The sequence below is a fragment of the Pyxidicoccus caerfyrddinensis genome (assembly GCF_010894405.1).
GTDB lineage: Bacteria > Myxococcota > Myxococcia > Myxococcales > Myxococcaceae > Myxococcus > Myxococcus caerfyrddinensis.
In genome coordinates this window covers 1-17,336 of record NZ_JAAIYA010000013.1, presented here as the reverse complement: position 1 = coordinate 17,336, position 17,336 = coordinate 1, and the positions used below count along the sequence as shown (strand labels likewise).

16 protein-coding genes and 1 tRNA gene are annotated in these 17,336 nt (G+C 66.2%); all 17 read right to left on the bottom strand.

Going from position 1 to position 17,336, the window contains the following annotated elements:
- Positions 1 to 18 precede the first annotated feature (18 nt).
- Positions 19 to 780, bottom strand: a complete 762-nt coding sequence (gene tgl / locus G4D86_RS29295) for a social motility TPR repeat lipoprotein Tgl (RefSeq protein WP_163997365.1) — start codon at positions 778 to 780, stop codon at positions 19 to 21.
- A gap of 43 nt (positions 781 to 823) precedes the next feature.
- Positions 824 to 1,291, bottom strand: a complete 468-nt coding sequence (locus tag G4D86_RS29290) for a social motility and stimulation tgl protein (RefSeq protein WP_163997364.1) — start codon at positions 1,289 to 1,291, stop codon at positions 824 to 826.
- Between the two features lie 34 nt (positions 1,292 to 1,325).
- Positions 1,326 to 2,057: a hypothetical protein gene (locus G4D86_RS29285; protein WP_163997363.1), complete on the bottom strand. Its 732-nt coding sequence runs from the start codon at positions 2,055 to 2,057 to the stop codon at positions 1,326 to 1,328.
- Between the two features lie 128 nt (positions 2,058 to 2,185).
- On the bottom strand, positions 2,186 to 2,935 hold the full coding sequence (locus G4D86_RS29280) for a lytic transglycosylase domain-containing protein (RefSeq protein WP_163997362.1): 750 nt from the start codon (positions 2,933 to 2,935) through the stop codon (positions 2,186 to 2,188).
- Positions 2,932 to 3,282, bottom strand: coding sequence for a phasin family protein (locus tag G4D86_RS29275; RefSeq protein WP_163997361.1), 351 nt, complete (start codon positions 3,280 to 3,282; stop codon positions 2,932 to 2,934). The genes G4D86_RS29280 and G4D86_RS29275 overlap by 4 nt, the downstream gene beginning before the upstream one ends.
- 169 nt (positions 3,283 to 3,451) lie before the next feature.
- Positions 3,452 to 3,973 carry a hypothetical protein gene (locus G4D86_RS29270; protein WP_163997360.1) on the bottom strand — a complete coding sequence of 174 codons (522 nt, stop codon included), beginning with the start codon at positions 3,971 to 3,973 and terminating at the stop codon, positions 3,452 to 3,454.
- Positions 3,974 to 4,188: 215 nt separating this feature from the next.
- Positions 4,189 to 8,400, bottom strand: a complete 4,212-nt coding sequence (gene rpoC / locus G4D86_RS29265) for a DNA-directed RNA polymerase subunit beta' (protein ID WP_163997359.1) — start codon at positions 8,398 to 8,400, stop codon at positions 4,189 to 4,191.
- Between the two features lie 131 nt (positions 8,401 to 8,531).
- Positions 8,532 to 12,764: a DNA-directed RNA polymerase subunit beta gene (rpoB, locus tag G4D86_RS29260; protein ID WP_163997358.1), complete on the bottom strand. Its 4,233-nt coding sequence runs from the start codon at positions 12,762 to 12,764 to the stop codon at positions 8,532 to 8,534.
- Between the two features lie 177 nt (positions 12,765 to 12,941).
- Complete coding sequence (gene rplL / locus G4D86_RS29255; RefSeq protein WP_163997357.1) at positions 12,942 to 13,313, bottom strand: 50S ribosomal protein L7/L12; 372 nt, start codon at positions 13,311 to 13,313, stop codon at positions 12,942 to 12,944.
- A gap of 102 nt (positions 13,314 to 13,415) precedes the next feature.
- Complete coding sequence (rplJ, locus tag G4D86_RS29250) at positions 13,416 to 13,937, bottom strand: 50S ribosomal protein L10 (RefSeq protein ID WP_163997356.1); 522 nt, start codon at positions 13,935 to 13,937, stop codon at positions 13,416 to 13,418.
- A gap of 390 nt (positions 13,938 to 14,327) precedes the next feature.
- Positions 14,328 to 15,041 (bottom strand): 50S ribosomal protein L1, encoded by a 714-nt coding sequence (rplA, locus tag G4D86_RS29245; protein ID WP_163997355.1) that lies wholly within the window; start codon positions 15,039 to 15,041, stop codon positions 14,328 to 14,330.
- Positions 15,042 to 15,078: 37 nt separating this feature from the next.
- Positions 15,079 to 15,525: a 50S ribosomal protein L11 gene (gene rplK / locus G4D86_RS29240; RefSeq protein WP_163997354.1), complete on the bottom strand. Its 447-nt coding sequence runs from the start codon at positions 15,523 to 15,525 to the stop codon at positions 15,079 to 15,081.
- Positions 15,526 to 15,670: 145 nt separating this feature from the next.
- The gene (nusG, locus tag G4D86_RS29235; RefSeq protein WP_163997353.1) at positions 15,671 to 16,213 is read right to left on the bottom strand and encodes a transcription termination/antitermination protein NusG; all 543 of its coding nucleotides are present in this window, start codon (positions 16,211 to 16,213) and stop codon (positions 15,671 to 15,673) included.
- Positions 16,213 to 16,656 (bottom strand): preprotein translocase subunit SecE, encoded by a 444-nt coding sequence (secE, locus tag G4D86_RS29230; protein ID WP_163997352.1) that lies wholly within the window; start codon positions 16,654 to 16,656, stop codon positions 16,213 to 16,215. Before secE ends, nusG begins: the two co-directional genes overlap by 1 nt.
- A 101-nt stretch (positions 16,657 to 16,757) precedes the next feature.
- Positions 16,758 to 16,833 (bottom strand) — tRNA-Trp (locus G4D86_RS29225).
- 24 nt (positions 16,834 to 16,857) lie between these two features.
- On the bottom strand, positions 16,858 to 17,022 hold the full coding sequence (rpmG, locus tag G4D86_RS29220; RefSeq protein ID WP_011553120.1) for a 50S ribosomal protein L33: 165 nt from the start codon (positions 17,020 to 17,022) through the stop codon (positions 16,858 to 16,860).
- Between the two features lie 102 nt (positions 17,023 to 17,124).
- Positions 17,125 to 17,336 (bottom strand): EF-Tu C-terminal domain-related protein (locus G4D86_RS29215; protein ID WP_476705407.1); only part of this gene is annotated, 212 nt, incomplete at its 5' end.

Here is a 17,336-nt window from a genome sequence, read left to right as displayed (position 1 = left end):
ACCCAGATAGCCAACCGGCTAGAGCTTTTCCAGCAACCTCCGGCAGTCATCCTTCAGCTGTTGTTCAGCGGGCTTTGCCTTGGCCTCGCAGCCGGCGAAGGCCTGCTTCGCCGCGTCCACCTGGCCCTGCTTCGCCTGACACACGCCGTCGCGCAGGTACGCGTCCGCCACGTCCGGGCAGCTCTCCCGGTAGCGGGAGAACTGCCGGCACGCCTCGTCCGTGCGCCCCGTCTCGTCGTAGATGAGCCCCAGGTTCCTGTAGCCCAGGCAGAAGGCGGGGTTGGTCGTCACCGCCGCCTTGATGCTCTCCAGCGCACGGGCCGTGTCACCCTTCTTGTACCAGGCCCAGCCCAGGTTGCCCTGGGCGATGTAGGGCGTCGGGTAGAGCATGTCGTTGAGGACCTGCTCGTAGAGCTTGATGGCCTCGTCATAGCGGCCCTGGTCCAGGTGCACGTTGGCCAGGTTGGTGCGCGCCTCGGAGAAGGTCGGCCGCACCTTCAGGGCGCGCTCGTAGTGGGCCACGGCCTCCTCCGGCCGCCGGAACGACAGGTGCAGCAGGATGCCCATCGCGTTGTTGGCTTCCGGGTAGTCCGGGTCGTTCTCCAGCGACAGCTTCAGCTCGCGCACGGCCTCCTGCATGTTGCCCTGCTGCTGCGCCTGGAGGGCCAGGTCGTAGTGGATCTCCGCGCTCCGGCGCTCCTTCTCCGTGGGAGTGTGAGCACAGCCGACGGACACCAGCAGGAGCGCGAGCGAGCAGGACGCGAGGGCGAGGCGGGACATGGGGCGTTGGACTCTCTCGGGGGAGGAAGGAAGCGAAGGGACTTCAGAAGGCGGCGAGGAAGCGACCCAGGGTGGTGGTGACGTTCTTCTTCTCCTCGGCGCGCGCCACCACGGCGGGCACGAGCTTCGGTTCCTTGAAGAACACGGGCAGCGTCTTGAGCCACTCGTCCTGCTGCGCGGGCGGCGCGGCACGCCAGTTGGCGTCGTCCATCATGAAGCCGAGCGACTCCACGAAGGCCAGCGCGTCGCCCTCGTCCTCGCGGTACTCGTCGCCCGTCGTGTTGCGCCGGCCGGACAGGTACACGGCGCAGTCGGCGGCCTCGGCCAGGTAGAGGTACACGAAGACGGCGGCGGCGCCCTGCCCTCCCCGGATGCCCACGACGAACGCCTGCGCCGGCCCGGCCTGCTTGCCCGGAATCGCCACGGCAGGCGTGTTGAGGGAGATGTGCAGCGCGAGGACCTGCTCCCGCGTGGCGGGCAGGCCCCGGTAGCGCTCGTCGAGGTTGAACACGGTGGTGTCTCCGTTGCCCTTGTGCCCGCGGCCTTCAGCGCGTGGTGAGGGTGAACTCTTTCGTGACGTCCTGGGAGTCCGCGGCCGTCGTCTGGAAGCGGATGAGGGGGTTGTCGATCATCACGTTCCCTCCGCCCTCGTTCCCCTCGCCAATGATGACCCGGAACACATGGTTGGGCGAATTGCTTCGCCGACTTCCGGAGCCGACCTTCCGGGCAATCAGCGTCACGTTGTTCGTCCCGGGCTCGAGGCTGCGGGTGATGTCGCTCACCACCTGGTCCTCGTTGCCGCGCAGCTTCCGCAGCCACTTGGAGTTGACGTACACGTCGATGTCGTACTCCGTCATCCCCGGCACCGTCTGCTCCGTCACCAGGTAGTAGCGCTGGGTGATGCGCCCCGGCACCACGGGCGCGGGAGCCGGAGCGCTCGGGGCCACCGGAGCGCCCGCGACGGGAGCCGCCGGAGCGCCGGGAACCGGAGCCGCCGCGGAAGCCGGAGGCTGCGTCGTGGGAGCCGCCGCCTGGGGCGCGGGGGCCACGGGCGCCGTCGGCGCGGGCGGAGTCACCGTCGTCACCCGGGCGGCGTAGCCGGGCGCGTCGATGTAGATGTTGCCGGCCTCGTCGATGCGGACGGTGGCCTTCTCGAACTTCGTGTTGGTGACGCCGTCAATCTTCACGCCGTTGAGGAAGACGGAACCGGCGAGGGCCCCCATGGGGGCCAGGGCCAGCACGGCGGCGAGAGCGGCGCTCGGAAGCAGGCGATTCATGTGGGTCACTCCTGGGAATCTCCAACAGTCCCGGGCACTTGCAACGCTTAGCGCACCCCGGGGGACGGGACAAGGCGCGCGTGCACCCGGATTGGAGCGGCCCAGACGCCCGGAGATTCACCCGCCCGTCAGGGGGCCGGCTGCACCGGCTCCGCGGGCAGCTCCCGCTGCGCCAGGGACCAGTCGCCGCCCAGGCCGTGGCCCTCGCGGAAGCGCCGGAAGTCCCGCCGCACCAGCCGGGGATAGCGCCGGAAGCGGTCCAGCTCGCCCTCCTTGATGGCGGTGCGGATGCGGGTGGGCCCGGCGTTGTAGGCCATGAGGGCCAGGTCCAGGTCCCCGCCGAAGCGCTCCTGGAGCGAGCGCAGGTAGCGGATGCCCAGCCGCACACAGAGGGCGGGGTCCGCCGTCACCTCCTCGCGCGACAGGCGCAGGCCCTCCTTCTCCGCCAGGAAGTGCAGCGTGCTGGGCTTGATCTGCATCAGCCCCTTCGCGCCCTTCTCGGAGATGGCCTCCTCCTCGAAGTCGGACTCCACGTCGATGAGGGCCAGGATGAGCAGCGGGTCATACCCCGTGCTCTTCGCCTCCTCGGCGATGGCCTGCCCGAGCTGCCGGCGCAGGGTGAGCCCCAGGTCCGGGGCCCGCCGCGCCAGCACCGCGTCGATGAGGCCTCCCTCGGGAGGCGTGGCTTCCGCCGCCACCGCCTCCGGCACCACCGGCTGCACGGGCCGCTGATCCAACAGCGGCACCAGCCGCGCGGACACGACGAGCGCCAACCCCGCCAGCAGCGGGAGCCGGGAACAGCCAGAGCTGAGGGCGTGGAGATGCTCGAAGAGCCGCGTACCGAAAGACCTCCCGCCCGAGAGGGCGGGGGCTTTCACTTGCGCTGCTCCAGTTCCTGGATGCGCTCGGCGAGCCTGTCCAACCGCGAGCCGAACGACGCCAGCTCCTCCCGGCGGGGCAGCTTCAGCCGGGTGAGCGCCAGGCGCACACGTTCTTCGACGTTGTGCTCCAGGTCCTTCCGGTGTCCCGCCAGCCGGTCGGTGAATTCACGGGCCTGACGCTTCACTTCTTCCTGGCTCCAGCCGGCCACCGCCGCCACGCGCTGCACGGCGCGGGAGGCTTCCTCCTCCGCCGTATTCACCGCCAGCAGGGCCTGGCTCCAGAGCTTCTCGAAGGTCTCCGCGACAGGGTTCTTCTCTCGGGTGGCCTCGGGCTTGTTGTCCATGGGTCTCTCCGGGAGTGGGTCCACCGGGCCGCCTGGCCCTGAGGGGTCGAGGAACGGCCGAAGTAAGCACACCCCCGATGTGAAGGGAACGACGGCGAGCCCCCGCCCCCTTCCAGAGTCCACTCATGGAAAAGGGAGGTGGTACCCACCGTCACAGGTCAGACGGTTTTCAGGCGCGCGGGGACGACGAAGCGCCGTTGGCGGCCTTGGAGGCCACCCGGCGCACCGGCTTGAGCAGCGCGTCCACCTTGCGCGACAGCTTCGCCAGCTCCTTGTTGAGGTCCTTGAGCTGGGCCTGGCTGGCCACGCCCACCGCCTCCACCACCTTCGTCTGGAGGCCGTCCAGCCGCTTGCGCAGCTCGGTGCCCGCCCCTTCCACCTTCTTGCCCAGCTCCTTCACGCGCGGGTCCGCCAGCAGCTCACCGGCCTGCAGCTTCGCCCACAGCACCTGGGCCTCCTTCGCCGCCTCCTGGCCGCGGCTCTCCAGCGTCTTCACGGCCTTCTGGGCCTCGCCCTCCAGCGTCTTCACCGCCTTCTGGGCCTCACCCTCCAGCTCGCCGAAGCGCTTCTGCGCCACCGCCAGCTGCGTCTTCAGGAACGTCTCCACGTTCTGCGCGATGCCGCTCTTCGCGGCCTCGGCGGCGGGCGTCGTCTCGGCCTGGGTCTCGGTCGTCTCTTGCTTCGCGGTCATACCGTCCTCCCCTTTGTTTTCCCGGTCGAACCGGGCGGTAGCCAACTGCGTCAATCAGCTCTGCGCCCTGACTTAACGCAGCGCGCCATAGCCGTCAAGTCAACTCGCGAAGAAAACGAGAAAGCTCGGACAAAAAGAAAACCGCCGCCCCGGTATGGAAACCGGAGCGGCGGCGGGAGTTCAGCGGGACGCCCTCAGAGGCGGCCGGGCGGGCTTCAGGCCGCGCCGGTCGTCTGGGTGCCCTCCGGGCGGGAGGGCGGCGGCGACAGGGGGCCGTCGCCGTGCGTGGCGGCGAGTGCGGCCTCCATCTCGTTGACCTCGTCGGTCGGGCTCTCCACCTCGATGTCGAGGTGCTTGTAGTTCGGCAGGCCCGTGCCGGCGGGGATGAGCCGGCCCATGATGACGTTCTCCTTGAGGCCGCGCAGGTAGTCCACCTTGCCGTTGATGGCGGCCTCGGTGAGCACCTTGGTGGTCTCCTGGAAGGAGGACGCCGAGATGAACGACTCGGTGGAGAGCGAGGCCTTGGTGATGCCGAGCAGCAGCGGCTCACCGACGGCGGGGCGCTTGCCCTCGGCCATGACCTTCTCGTTCTCCTCCTCGAACACCCACTTCTCGACCTGCTCGTCGACGAGGAAGTTGGTGTCGCCCACGTCGGTGACGCGCACGCGGCGCAGCATCTGCCGGACGATCGTCTCGATGTGCTTGTCGTTGATCTTCACGCCCTGGAGTCGGTAGACCTCCTGCACTTCGTCCACCAGGTAGCGCGCCAGCTCCTTCTCTCCGAGCACCTTGAGGATGTCGTGCGGGTTGGCCGCGCCGTCCATCATCGCCTCGCCGGCCTTCACGCGGTCGCCGGAGTGGACGCTGATGTTCTTGCCCTTGGAGATGAGGTACTCCTTGGCCAGGTCGGTGCGCTGCTCGCCATTCACCTCGGGGGTGATGATGAGCTTGCGCTTGCCCTTGGTGTCCTTGCCGAACGACACCACGCCGTCGATTTCGGCAATCGCCGCCGCGTCCTTCGGCTTGCGCGCCTCGAAGAGCTCGGCCACGCGGGGCAGACCGCCCGTGATGTCCTTGGTCTTCGTCGTCTCGCGCGGCACCTTGGCGATGACTTCGCCCGGGTGGATTTCATCGCTGTCGTTGACGGTGATGATGGAGCCCTGCGGCAGGAAGTAGCTCGCCGGGTTGCGGGAGCTGGGCAGGTCCTTCACGTTGCCGTTGGCGTCGCGGATGGTGACGCGCGGGCGCGCCTCCGGGTCCTTGGACTCGATGATGGTCTTCCGGGACAGGCCGGTGACCTCGTCGAGCGTCTCGGACATCGTCACGCCTTCGATGATGTCCTCGTACCGGACGACACCACCGACCTCGGTGAGCAGCGGAATGGCGAACGGGTCCCACTCTGCCAGGAGCGTGCCCGCTTCGATGCGCTGCCCTTCCTTCACGAGGATGCGGGCGCCGTAGATGACCTGGTAGCGCTCGCGCTCGCGGCCCGAGTCGTCCACCACGACGAGCTCGCCGTTGCGGTTCATGGCCACCAGCGTGCCGTCCATCTTCTGCACGGTGCTGAGGGCCGCGAACTTCACGGTACCCGTGTAGCGGTTCTCCAGGCTGGACTGCTCCGCGCGCCGCGTCGCCGCACCACCGATGTGGAAGGTGCGCATCGTGAGCTGGGTACCCGGCTCGCCGATGGACTGCGCCGCGATGACGCCGACCGCCTCACCCACGGACACCTTGCGGCCGCGGGCCAGGTCACGGCCGTAGCACTCCACGCAGATGCCGCGCTTGGCCTGGCACGTGAGCACCGAGCGGATCTTCACCTTGTCCAGGCCGCTGTTCTCGATGCGGCGGACGCGCTCCTCGTCGATCTCCTCGTTGGCGCGCACCAGCACCTCGCCCGTCACGGGGTCGAGGATGTCGTCCAGGGCCACGCGGCCCAGGATGCGCTCGCCGAGCGGCTCGATGATCTCGCCGCCCTCCACCAGGGCGCCGATGAACAGGCCGTCCATGGTGCCGCAGTCGTACTCGTTGATGATGGCGTCCTGCGCCACGTCGACGAGACGGCGGGTGAGGTAGCCGGAGTTGGCCGTCTTGAGCGCCGTGTCCGCCAGGCCCTTGCGGGCGCCGTGCGTGGAGATGAAGTACTGGAGCACGGAGAGGCCTTCACGGAAGTTGGCCGTGATGGGCGTCTCGATGATTTCGCCGGACGGCTTCGCCATCAGGCCGCGCATACCCGCCAGCTGGCGGATCTGCTGGGCGCTACCACGCGCGCCCGAGTCGGCCATGATGTAGATGGGGTTGAAGGACGGCTGCTTGCGCGTCTCCTTCTTGCCGTCGCGCTCGCCCGTCGTCTCCTCGCCGGAGATCTGCTGCATCATCTCCTGGGCGACCTTCTCCGTCACCTCGGCCCAGATATCGATGACCTTGTTGTAGCGCTCACCGTCGGTGATGAGGCCCTCGAGGTACTGGTTCTCGATCTCCGACACTTCATTGCGCGCGTAGTCCAGGAACTCCTGCTTCTTCGCAGGGATGATCATGTCCTTGAGCGCGATGGAGATGCCTGCGCGGGTGGCGTTGTAGTAGCCGAGGCTGCGGATGCGGTCGGCCAGCAGCACCGTCTCCTTCTCGCCGGTGAGGCGGTAGCAGAGGTCGATGAGGCCGCCGAGCGACTTCTTGTCGAGCACCTTGTTGATGGCGTCGAAGCCCACGCGGCGCGGCACCACTTCCCACAGGAGGACGCGGCCGACGGTGGTCTCCTTGCGCTTGCCGTCGATGCGGCAGACGACCTTGGCCTGGAGGTGCACCTCGCCGTGGTCGTACGCGGCACGCACCTCGTCCGGGGACGCGAAGATGCGGCCCTCGCCGTTGGCGAACTCACGGGCGCGGGTCATGTAGTAGATGCCGAGCACCATGTCCTGCGTCGGGACGATGATGGGCTTGCCGTTCGCGGGGCTGAGGATGTTGTTGGTGGACATCATCAGCACGCGGGCCTCCATCTGAGCCTCGATGGAGAGCGGCACGTGCACGGCCATCTGGTCGCCGTCGAAGTCCGCGTTGAAGGCGGCGCACACCAGCGGGTGCAGCTGGATGGCCTTGCCCTCAATCAGGACGGGCTCGAAGGCCTGCATGCCCAGGCGGTGCAGCGTGGGCGCGCGGTTGAGGAGCACCGGGTGCTCGCGGATGACGTCCTCGAGGATGTCCCAGACCTCGGGACGCTCCTTCTCCACCATCTTCTTCGCGGACTTGATGGTGGTGACGTAGCCCTTCTCTTCGAGCTTGTTGTAGATGAACGGCTTGAACAGCTCGAGGGCCATGATCTTCGGCAGGCCGCACTGGTGCAGGCGCAGCTCGGGGCCCACCACGATGACGGAGCGGCCCGAGTAGTCCACGCGCTTGCCGAGCAGGTTCTGGCGGAACCGGCCCTGCTTGCCCTTGAGCATGTCCGACAGCGACTTCAGCGGCCGCTTGTTGGGGCCGGTGATGGTCTTCCCGCGGCGGCCGTTGTCGAACAGCGCGTCCACGGCCTCCTGCAGCATCCGCTTCTCGTTGCGGATGATGATGTCCGGAGCGTTGAGCTCCTGGAGGCGCTTGAGGCGGTTGTTGCGGTTGATGACGCGGCGGTACAGGTCGTTCAGGTCGGAGGTCGCGAAGCGGCCGCCGTCGAGGGGAACGAGCGGGCGCAGGTCCGGCGGAATCACCGGAATCACGTCCAGCATCATCCACTCGGGCTTGTTGCCGGAGACGCGGAACGCCTCGGCCACCTTCAGGCGCTTGGCGTACTTCTTCCGCTTCGCCTCGCTGGAGGTCTCCCGCATGTCCTTGCGGAGCTCCTCGGAGAGCTTCTCCACGTCCAGCGACTTGAGCATCTCGCGGACGGCCTCGCCGCCCATGCCCGTGGTGAAGGAGTCCTCACCGTGCTCCTGGAAGAGCCGGTGCATCTTCTCCTCGCTGATGAGCTCGCCCTTCTGCAGGGGCGTCGCCTTCGGGTCGAGGACGATGTAGCTCTCGCAGTAGAGGACCTTCTCCAGCTCCTTCAGGGTGATGTCGAGCAGGTTGCCGATGCGGCTCGGCAGCGACTTGAGGAACCAGATGTGGGCCACGGGCGTGGCCAGGGTGATGTGGCCCAGGCGCTCACGGCGCACCTTGGACTGGATGACCTCCACGCCGCACTTCTCGCACACCACGCCACGGTGCTTCATGCGCTTGTACTTGCCGCAGTTGCACTCGTAGTCCTTCACCGGCCCGAAGATGCGGGCGCAGAAGAGGCCGTCACGCTCGGGCTTGAACGTGCGGTAGTTGATCGTCTCGGGCTTCTTCACCTCGCCATGGGACCACTGGCGGATCTTGTCGGGCGACGCCAGCGCGATGCGGATGGCGTTGAACGACAGCGGGTCCTTGGGCTTCTCGAAGAAGTTGAAAATGTCCTTCACGTTGCCTCCGAAATCTCGTGGGGCGGCCCCCCATGGGGGCTGCCAGCTGATTCGGGCCCCCGCCCCGACCCGGCCGCGCCCTCCCCTCTTCGGGGAGGCGGGCGGCCGGTCAGGCGGGCGCTCCGGCTAAATCAGGCCTCGGTCCCCGTCTTGCTGCCGCGCTCCTCGCCGTCACCGCCGCCGAGGAAGTCGCCGCCGAAGCTGCGCTGCCGCTCCGGGGGGGCATGCTCCAGCAGCTCCACGTCGAGCGCGAGAGACTGGAGCTCCTTGAGGAGCACGTTGAACGACTCGGGCAGGCCGCTCTCGAGGACGTTGTCGCCCTTGACGATGGCCTCGTACATGCGCGTGCGGCCCACCACGTCGTCGGACTTGACGGTGAGGAACTCCTGCAGCGTGTACGCCGCGCCGTAGGCCTCCATCGCCCAGACTTCCATCTCTCCCAGGCGCTGGCCGCCGAACTGGGCCTTGCCGCCCAGGGGCTGCTGCGTGACGAGCGAGTAGGGTCCAATCGACCGGGCGTGGATCTTCTCGTCCACCAGGTGGTGCAGCTTCAGGATGTACATGACGCCCACGGTGACGTTCTGGTCGAACGGCTCACCGGTGCGCCCGTCGAAGAGCACCATCTGGCCCGTGCGCGGCAGGTGGCCCTCGTCCAGCAGCTTGTGGATCTCCAGCTCGTGGGCGCCGTCGAACACCGGCGTGGCCACGTGGATGCCGCGCTTGGAGCGGCGGCACAGCTGGACGATCTCCTCGTCGCTGAGGGAGTCGAGGAACTCGCCGAACTTCGGGTCGTCGTAGATGACCTTGAGCCGCTCCTTGATGGCCGCGGAGCTCCAGTTGGCCTCCACGTACTGCTGGAGCGCCTCACCGGTGCCCTTGGCCGCCCAGCCCAGGTGCGTCTCGAGGATCTGCCCGATGTTCATGCGGCTGGGAACGCCGAGCGGGTTGAGGACGATGTCCACCGGACGCCCGTCCTCGAGGTACGGCATGTCCTCCTCGGGGAGGATGCGGGACACGACGCCCTTGTTTCCGTGGCGGCCGGCCATCTTGTCGCCCACGGCCAGCTTGCGCTTGATGGCGACGTACACCTTCACCATCTTGATGACGCCCGGCGGCAGCTCGTCGCCCTTCTTGATGCGGGCAATCTTCTCGCCGAAGGCCAGCTTCACGGCCTCCTTCGTCTCCTCCAGGTTGCGGAGGATGTCACGCAGGCGGGAGTCGAGCGGGTCGCCCACGGAGATCTCGCCCCAGTACTTGTAGGGCACCGTGGTGAGCAGCTCGTCGTTGAGGATGTCCCCCTTCTTCAGGAGGATCTTCCCCTTGTCGTCCACGAGCTTGCCCTGGACCTCCTTGCCGCGCACCAGCGCGCGGATGCGGCCGAAGGCGCTGTCCTGGAGGACCTTGATCTCGTCGTTCTGGTCCTTGAGGAGCTTCGCCTCCTCCATCGACTCGATCTGCTTGGCGCGCTCGTCCTTCTCCACGCCCTTGCGGCTGAACACCTTGGCGTTGATGACGGTGCCCACCACGCCCGGAGGCACGCGCAGGGAGCTGTCGCGCACGTCGCCGGCCTTCTCACCGAAGATGGCGCGCAGCAGCTTCTCTTCGGGGGACAGCTGCGTCTCGCCCTTCGGGGTGATCTTGCCCACCAGCACGTCGCCGGGCTTCACCTCGGCGCCGATGCGGATGATGCCGCTCTCGTCGAGGTCCTTGAGGGCCTCCTCACCCACGTTCGGGATGTCGCGGGTGATCTCCTCCTTGCCCAGCTTGGTGTCGCGCGCGATGCACTCGAACTCCTCGATGTGGATCGACGTGAAGACGTCGTCCTTGAGGATGCGCTCGCTGATGAGGATGGAGTCCTCGAAGTTGTAGCCCTGCCACGGCATGAACGCGACGACCACGTTCTGCCCCAGCGCCAGCTCACCCGTCTCGGTGGCCGGGCCGTCGGCGATGACGTCACCCTTGCGCACCCGGTCGCCCTTGCTGACGATGGGCTTCTGGTTGAGGCAGGTGTTCTGGTTGGAGCGCTGGTACTTGAGCAGGTTGTAGATGTCGACCTCGCTCGTCACGTCGCTCAGCGAGGCCGGCACGTCCGCCTTCACCACGATGCGGCCGGCGTCCACGCTCTCCACGACACCGTCGCGGCGCGCCACGCACGTCACGCCTGAGTCGCGCGCGACGATGGCCTCGATGCCCGTGCCCACCAGCGGGGCCGCGGTGCGCAGCAGGGGCACCGCCTGGCGCTGCATGTTGGAGCCCATGAGCGCGCGGTTCGCGTCGTCGTTCTCCAGGAACGGGATGAGCGACGCGGCCACCGACACCAGCTGGTTCGGGGACACGTCCATCAGGTCCACGTCCTCGGCGCGAGCCTGGACGAACTCACCACCGCGGCGGCTGGACACCAGCGCGTTGGCGAACTTGCCCTTCTTGTCCGTCTCGGCGTTCGCCTGGGCGATGGTGTGCTTCTCCTCCTCGAGCGCGGAGTAGAAGGCCACGTCCGTCGTCACGATGCCGGCTTCCACCTTGCGGTACGGCGTCTCGACGAAGCCGAACTCGTTGACGCGAGCGTAGGTGGACAGCGACGCGATGAGGCCGATGTTCGGGCCTTCCGGCGTCTCGATGGGGCAGATGCGGCCGTAGTGCGTCGGGTGCACGTCGCGCACCTCGAAGCCCGCGCGCTCGCGGGTGAGGCCGCCGGGCCCGAGGGCGGACAGACGACGCTTGTGCGTCACCTCGGACAGGGGGTTCGTCTGGTCCATGAACTGCGACAGCTGGCTGGACCCGAAGAACTCCTTGATGACCGCCGTGACGGGCTTGGCGTTGATGAGGTCGTGCGGCATGAGCGTCTCGATCTCCTGGAGGCTCATGCGCTCCTTGATCGCCCGCTCCATGCGCACCAGGCCGATGCGGTACTGGTTCTCCAGCAGCTCGCCCACCGCGCGGACGCGGCGGTTGCCCAGGTGGTCGATGTCGTCGATGGTCCCCTTGCCGTTCTTCAGGTCGATCAGGTAGCGGATCACCTCGAGGATGTCCCGCTTGGTCAGGATCTGCCCGTCGAGCGGCTCCTCGAGGCCGAACTTGAAGTTCAGCTTGAGGCGGCCGACCTTGGAGAGGTCGTAGCGCTCGGGGTTGAAGAACAGGTTGGTGAACAGGTTGATGGCCGTTTCGGGCGTCGGCGGATCGCCAGGGCGCAGGCGGCGGTAGATCTCCATGATGGACTGCTCGGGCGTCTCGAGCTTGTCCAGCATCAACGTCTCACGCAGGTACGGACCCACGTTGAGGTTGTCGATGAAGAGGACCTTGAACTCCTTGATGTTGCGCTTGAGGAGCTCGTCGACCTTGTCCTGCGAGACTTCCTCATTGCACTCGAGGATGACCTCGCCGGTGTTCTCGTCCACCACGTCGTAGGCGGACACCTTGGTGAAGAGCTCGTCCGCGTCGATGGGGAGCGTCTTCATCTTCGCCGCTTCGAGCTTCTTGATGGCGGCGCGGGTGAACTTGCGGTTCTTCTTGACGATGAGCTCGCCCGTCTTCGTCTTGATGTCGCGCGTGGCGCGCTGACCGGGGAGCAGCTCGAGCTCGACGCTCTTCTCGAAGTCCTGCGCGCTCTGGAGGTAGATGGTCTCCGTGGCGTAGTAGTAGTTGAGGATCTCCTCGGTGGAGCCCTTGAACTCCAGCGGGTTCTTCTTCGCGGTGTCGCTGACGGCGCCCAGGGCGCGGATGAGCACGGTGGCCGGCAGCTTGCGGCGCCGGTCGATGCGCACGTACAGCAGGTCCTTGTGGTCGAACTCGAAGTCGATCCACGAACCGCGGTAGGGGATGATGCGGGCGTTGTAGAGCAGCTTGCCAGACGAGTGGCTCTTGCCCTTGTCGTGGTCGAAGAAGGCACCCGGGCTGCGGTGCAGCTGGCTCACCACCACACGCTCGGTACCGTTGATGATGAAGGTGCCGTTCTGGGTCATCAACGGGATTTCCCCGAAGTAGACCTCCTGCTCCTTCACGTCACGGATGGACTGGGCGCCAGTCTCCTCGTCCTTGTCCCACACGACCAGGCGGACGACGACCTTGATGGGCGCCGAATAGGTCATGCCACGCTGGTGGCATTCATCGACGTCGTACTTCGGCTTCTCCAGGTGATAGCTGACGAACTCCAGCGAGGAGGTCTCGTTGAAGTCGCGGATCGGAAAGACGGACTTGAAGACACCCTGAAGTCCGATGTCCTCACGCTTCTCCGGCGCGATGTCCGCCTGGAGGAACTTCTCGTAGGACTGCTTCTGGATGTTGATAAGATTGGGAATGTCGATGATCTTCGCGATCTTCGCGAAGGTCTTCCGCACGCGGAAATTGTTCTGGATCTGCGTCGGCATTCTGGCTCCGGGGACGACTGCTCGGGCGGGCAAACATCAGTAACGCGCGGCGGCGCCGGGAAATTTGTAACTGTCAAATGGGCAAAGCCGGCACCCCCTTGCTGGGAGCGCCGGCCTGCTCATCCGGTCAGGAGGCTGCCTGAAAATTCCCGGAAAACCGGGCAGCCCCTGTAAGCGTTACTTGACTTCGACGGTCGCGCCAGCCGCGGTGAGCTGGTCCTTGATCTTCTTGGCGTCGTCCTTGTTGACGCCTTCCTTGACCGTCTTGGGCGCGCCCTCGACCAGGTCCTTGGCCTCCTTCAGGCCCAGGCCGGTGATGGCGCGGATCTCCTTGATGACGTTGATCTTGTTGGCGCCGGCGTTGGCCAGCACCACCGTGAACTCCGTCTTCTCCTCGGCGGGAGCGGCGGCAGCGGCGGCCGGGCCGGCGGCCACGGCAACAGCGGCGGCGGAGACGCCCCACTTGGACTCGAGCTGCTTCACCAGCTCCGCCGCCTCCATGACGGTCAGCGAGGAGAGCTGGTCAACGATCGCATTCAGGTCAGCCATTGAACTGTGTCCTTCTGGTTTCGACTAACGGCCTGCTCCCCCGTAGGAGAGGTACGGCCGTTGAGGTTTGGGTAGAAATACTTCTCGGATGGATGAGGGAAACTAACCCTGAGCCTTGTCCGCGTGGGCCTGCATGACCCGCGCGAGCTGGGAACCGGGGGCCGCGATGGTCCGGACCAGCTTGCCTGCAGGCTGGTTCAGCATGCCCAGCAGCTGGGCGCGCAGCTCCGGCAGACCCGGCAGCTTCGCCAGGGCCTTCACGCCGTTGACGTCGACCTTGCGGCCTTCGACGACGGCGACGCGGATCTTGATCTTGTCCTCGAGGTCCTTCGTGAACTCGGTCAGGATCTTCGCCGGGGCAACCACATCGCCGTAGCTGATGCACAGGGCCACGGGGCCCGTGAAGTCATCGGCGATGACCGACACGGACGTGCCCTGCGCCGCACGGCGCGCCAGCGTGTTCTTGATGACCTTGTACTCGACGCCGCCCTCGCGGAACTTCTTGCGGAGCTTCGTCACCGTCTCCACGTCCACCTTGGAGAACTCGGCGACGACGGCCGACTTGGTCCGCGAGAACTTCTCGTGGAGCTCCTTGATCATCTCTTCCTTCTCGCTCTTCAGCACTTTGACTCACCTCCTTACTGGCCCGCCCTTTCAGGACGGGCGTGATGCCTGGGCCAAAGTGGCAGAGCGAGAGGGGCCTCCGAGAGGCACCACACCGCACCCTCAGTCTCGGCAGGGCTGACCTTACGGTCGTTTGAACCCCGGGTAGAGAGAACAGCCCGACCGGTTGCCCGGTTCCCAACGGGACACGTCGTCTCTTCCCTGGGTCCCTGCTGTCATGAACCAGGTCGGAATGCCGCGTCTCGCGACGTGGCGCTCCAATTGCAAAAGCCGGGGGCCTATACCCCCGGCTTCAGCAAAGATCCAGAACTTTCGAACCTGTGACGTCAGGCAAGGAAAGGGCCTGACAGCCCCTTCAGGGGCGTGACCCTTCCCTGCCCTCCAGGGCGCCTAGCGGTGGCGCGCCAGGATTTCCGTGGTGTCGAGCTTGATGCCCGGCCCCATCGTCGTGGAGATGGCGATACCCTTCAGGTAGACGCCCTTGGCGGTGGCCGGCTTGAGCTTCATCACCAGGTCCACCAGCGCGTTGAAGTTGGCCTCGAGCTTATCCTGCGCGAAGGAGGACTTGCCCATCTTCGCGTGGACGATACCGGCCTTCTCGGCGCGGAAGTCGACCTTACCGCCCTTGGCGTCGCGAACGGCCTTGGCGACGTCCATGGTGACGGTGCCCACCTTCGGGTTGGGCATGAGGCCACGGGGGCCGAGCACCTTACCGAGGCGACCGACGACACCCATCATGTCCGGGGTGGCGATGACGGTGTCGAAGTCGAGGAAGCCCTCCTCGATGCGCTTCTGGAGGTCCTCGGCGCCGACGATGTCCGCGCCAGCGTTGCCGGCCTCCGTCGCGCGCTCGCCCTTGGCGAACACGGCCACGCGCACGGTGGCGCCGGTGCCGTGCGGGAGCACCACGGCGCCACGGACCATCTGGTCCGCGTGCTTCGGGTCCACGCCCAGGTTGATGGCGACATCCACCGTCTGGTCGTACTTGGAGGCACGCGCGTCCACGGTCTTCTTCAGGAGCGCGAAGCCCTCGGAGATCGGATAGCGCTTCTCACGGTCCACCATCGCGGCGGCCGCACGGAACTTCTTCCCATTCTGAGCCATGACAGAAATCCTTGTCGTGAAGGGGGTGGGCGGCGGCCTAGCCGACGACTTCAATACCCATGGAGCGCGCGGTGCCGGCAATGGTGTTCATGCAGGCTTCGAGCGACGCGGCGGTGGTGTCCTGGATCTTCTTCTTGGCGATCTCCTCGAGCTGCGCCCGGGTGATCTGCCCCACCTTCTCCTTGCCCGGCTTCTTCGCGCCCGAGCCCTTCTTCTTCTCGGTGTGCAGGCCCGCCGCCTTCTTGATGAGGATGGCCGCGGGAGGCGTCTTCAGGATGAAGGTGAAGGAGCGGTCCTGATACACGGTGATGATCACCGGGATGATCAGTCCCTCCTTGGCCTCGGCCTGCGTCTTCGCGTTGAACTGCTTGCAGAACTCCATGATGTTCACGCCCTGCTGACCGAGCGCGGGGCCGATCGGCGGAGCGGGGTTCGCCTTGCCGGCGGGAATCTGCAGCTTGACCTGTCCTGTGACCTTCTTCATCGGCTGACGACTGCCTTTCGAGGGGGTGGTTCCAACGGGCCGCCAGACGGGGAGGCCCTCCCACCCATGGGTCCGCGCCTTCACAGGCGCGGAATACGAGCGCGGCGTGTCCTACTGAAAGGACACGCCGCGAGCAACACCTGAGCTAGCCGGTGGTCTTCTCCACCTGCATGAAGTCCAGCTCCACGGGGGTGGCGCGACCGAAGATGCTCACGAGCACCTTCACCCGGCCCTTCTCCGCGTTGACCTCCTCCACGGTGCCGTTGAAGTTGGCGAACGGGCCGTCGATGACGCGCACCGTGTCACCCTCGTCGAACTGCACCTTGGGCTTCGGCTTGAGCGTGCCCTCGGAGATCTGCGACGTGAGCCGGGCCACCTCCTGGTCGGAGATGGGCAGCGGATTCTGGTTCTGCGCGGTGCCGGGGAAGCCGGTGATCTTCGGCGTGTTCTTCACCAGGTGGAGCGTCCGGTCGTTCAGCTCCATCTGCACGAAGATGTAGCCGGGGAAGAACTTGCGGCGAGACGTCTTCTTCTCGCCCTTCACCATCTCGACGACCTGCTCCATCGGAATCAGGATTTCGCCGAACTGGTCCTGGAGCCCCTCGAGGCGCACCTTCTCCTCCAGGCTCTTCTTCGCCTGGTTCTCGAAGTTCGAGTAGGTGTGGACCACGTACCATTTCATCGCCATTACAGCGTCCCCCACAATGCGGGCAGCCACTCCACCATCAACTTGTACGCGACGGTGTCGATGAAGGAGAGGAGCACCGCGGCGACGAGCGAGGCGACGACCACGGCCATGGTCGACGTCCGGGTCTCCGACCAGGTCGGCCAGGTGACCTTCATCAGCTCGGACGCCACGTCGATGGAGAGCGCGTGGGTGCGTGGGTGGAAGTAGGCGCCGACGGCAATCCCCACGGCCAGCAGGTAGCCAATCAGCGTGGACACCTTCCAGTCCATGCCTTCGACGAGGATGGGGTCGCCCCAGCCAAACCGCGCCCACAACAACCCGAAGACGCGCTCCAGGAAGAGGGCCAGGATGATGCCGGCGAGGAGATAGAAGATGACCACGAGCCGCTTCGGGTCCATCGCCGAGCGGTTAGCCTGCTGGCTGGCCTCTGATGCCGTCGCCATGGTGCCTCACGGGGGTACTAAGGATGCGAAAACGTGGGACTGCGAAAACACAGGAACCCCCGGTACCTCCAGGTACCGGGGGCCCCGCTCCCACTGAGAGTTGGCAGGCCAGGAGGGATTCGAACCCCCAACACGCGGATTTGGAGACCGCTGCTCTACCGTTGGAGCTACTGGCCTAGAACCTTCCCTGGAACTACCGACCTAGACCTTACCTTCCTTGTGGTCTTGATGCTTGCGGCACCGAGGGCAGAACTTGCTCAGCTCGAGCTTGTCCTGGCTCTTCCGCTTGTTCTTCGTGGTCGTGTAGTTCCGCTCTTTGCACACAGTGCACTCGAGCGAAATGATGGAACGATTGCCCTTCGGCATGACCTACCTCACCAGATACGAGAGGGGAAGGCTACCACGAAGGAGCCCTCCCCTCGGAATCGGGAATGTTGAGCCCGGCAACCCGAAGGCCGCCCAGGCAAGTTACTCGATGATCTCGGCCACGACGCCGGCGCCCACCGTACGGCCACCCTCGCGGACGGCGAACCGGAGCTCCTTCTCCATGGCGACCGGGGTGATGAGCTCCACCTCGATGGCGATGTTGTCGCCCGGCATCACCATTTCCACGTTGTCCGGCAGCTTCACCGTGCCCGTCACGTCCGTGGTGCGGAAGTAGAACTGGGGACGGTAGCCCT

Bases quoted from the DNA above. Each gene is read 5' to 3' on its own strand.
- rpmG (WP_011553120.1), bottom strand. From the start codon at position 17,022: ATGCCGAAGGGCAATCGTTCCATCATTTCGCTCGAGTGCACTGTGTGC.
- G4D86_RS29275 (WP_163997361.1), bottom strand. From the start codon at position 3,282: ATGGACAACAAGCCCGAGGCCACCCGAGAGAAGAACCCTGTCGCGGAG.
- nusG (WP_163997353.1), bottom strand. From the start codon at position 16,213: ATGGCGATGAAATGGTACGTGGTCCACACCTACTCGAACTTCGAGAAC.
- tgl (WP_163997365.1), bottom strand. From the start codon at position 780: ATGTCCCGCCTCGCCCTCGCGTCCTGCTCGCTCGCGCTCCTGCTGGTG.
- G4D86_RS29270 (WP_163997360.1), bottom strand. From the start codon at position 3,973: ATGACCGCGAAGCAAGAGACGACCGAGACCCAGGCCGAGACGACGCCC.
- rplA (WP_163997355.1), bottom strand. From the start codon at position 15,041: ATGGCTCAGAATGGGAAGAAGTTCCGTGCGGCCGCCGCGATGGTGGAC.
- rplK (WP_163997354.1), bottom strand. From the start codon at position 15,525: ATGAAGAAGGTCACAGGACAGGTCAAGCTGCAGATTCCCGCCGGCAAG.
- rpoB (WP_163997358.1), bottom strand. From the start codon at position 12,764: ATGCCGACGCAGATCCAGAACAATTTCCGCGTGCGGAAGACCTTCGCG.
- secE (WP_163997352.1), bottom strand. From the start codon at position 16,656: ATGGCGACGGCATCAGAGGCCAGCCAGCAGGCTAACCGCTCGGCGATG.
- rplL (WP_163997357.1), bottom strand. From the start codon at position 13,313: ATGGCTGACCTGAATGCGATCGTTGACCAGCTCTCCTCGCTGACCGTC.
- G4D86_RS29285 (WP_163997363.1), bottom strand. From the start codon at position 2,057: ATGAATCGCCTGCTTCCGAGCGCCGCTCTCGCCGCCGTGCTGGCCCTG.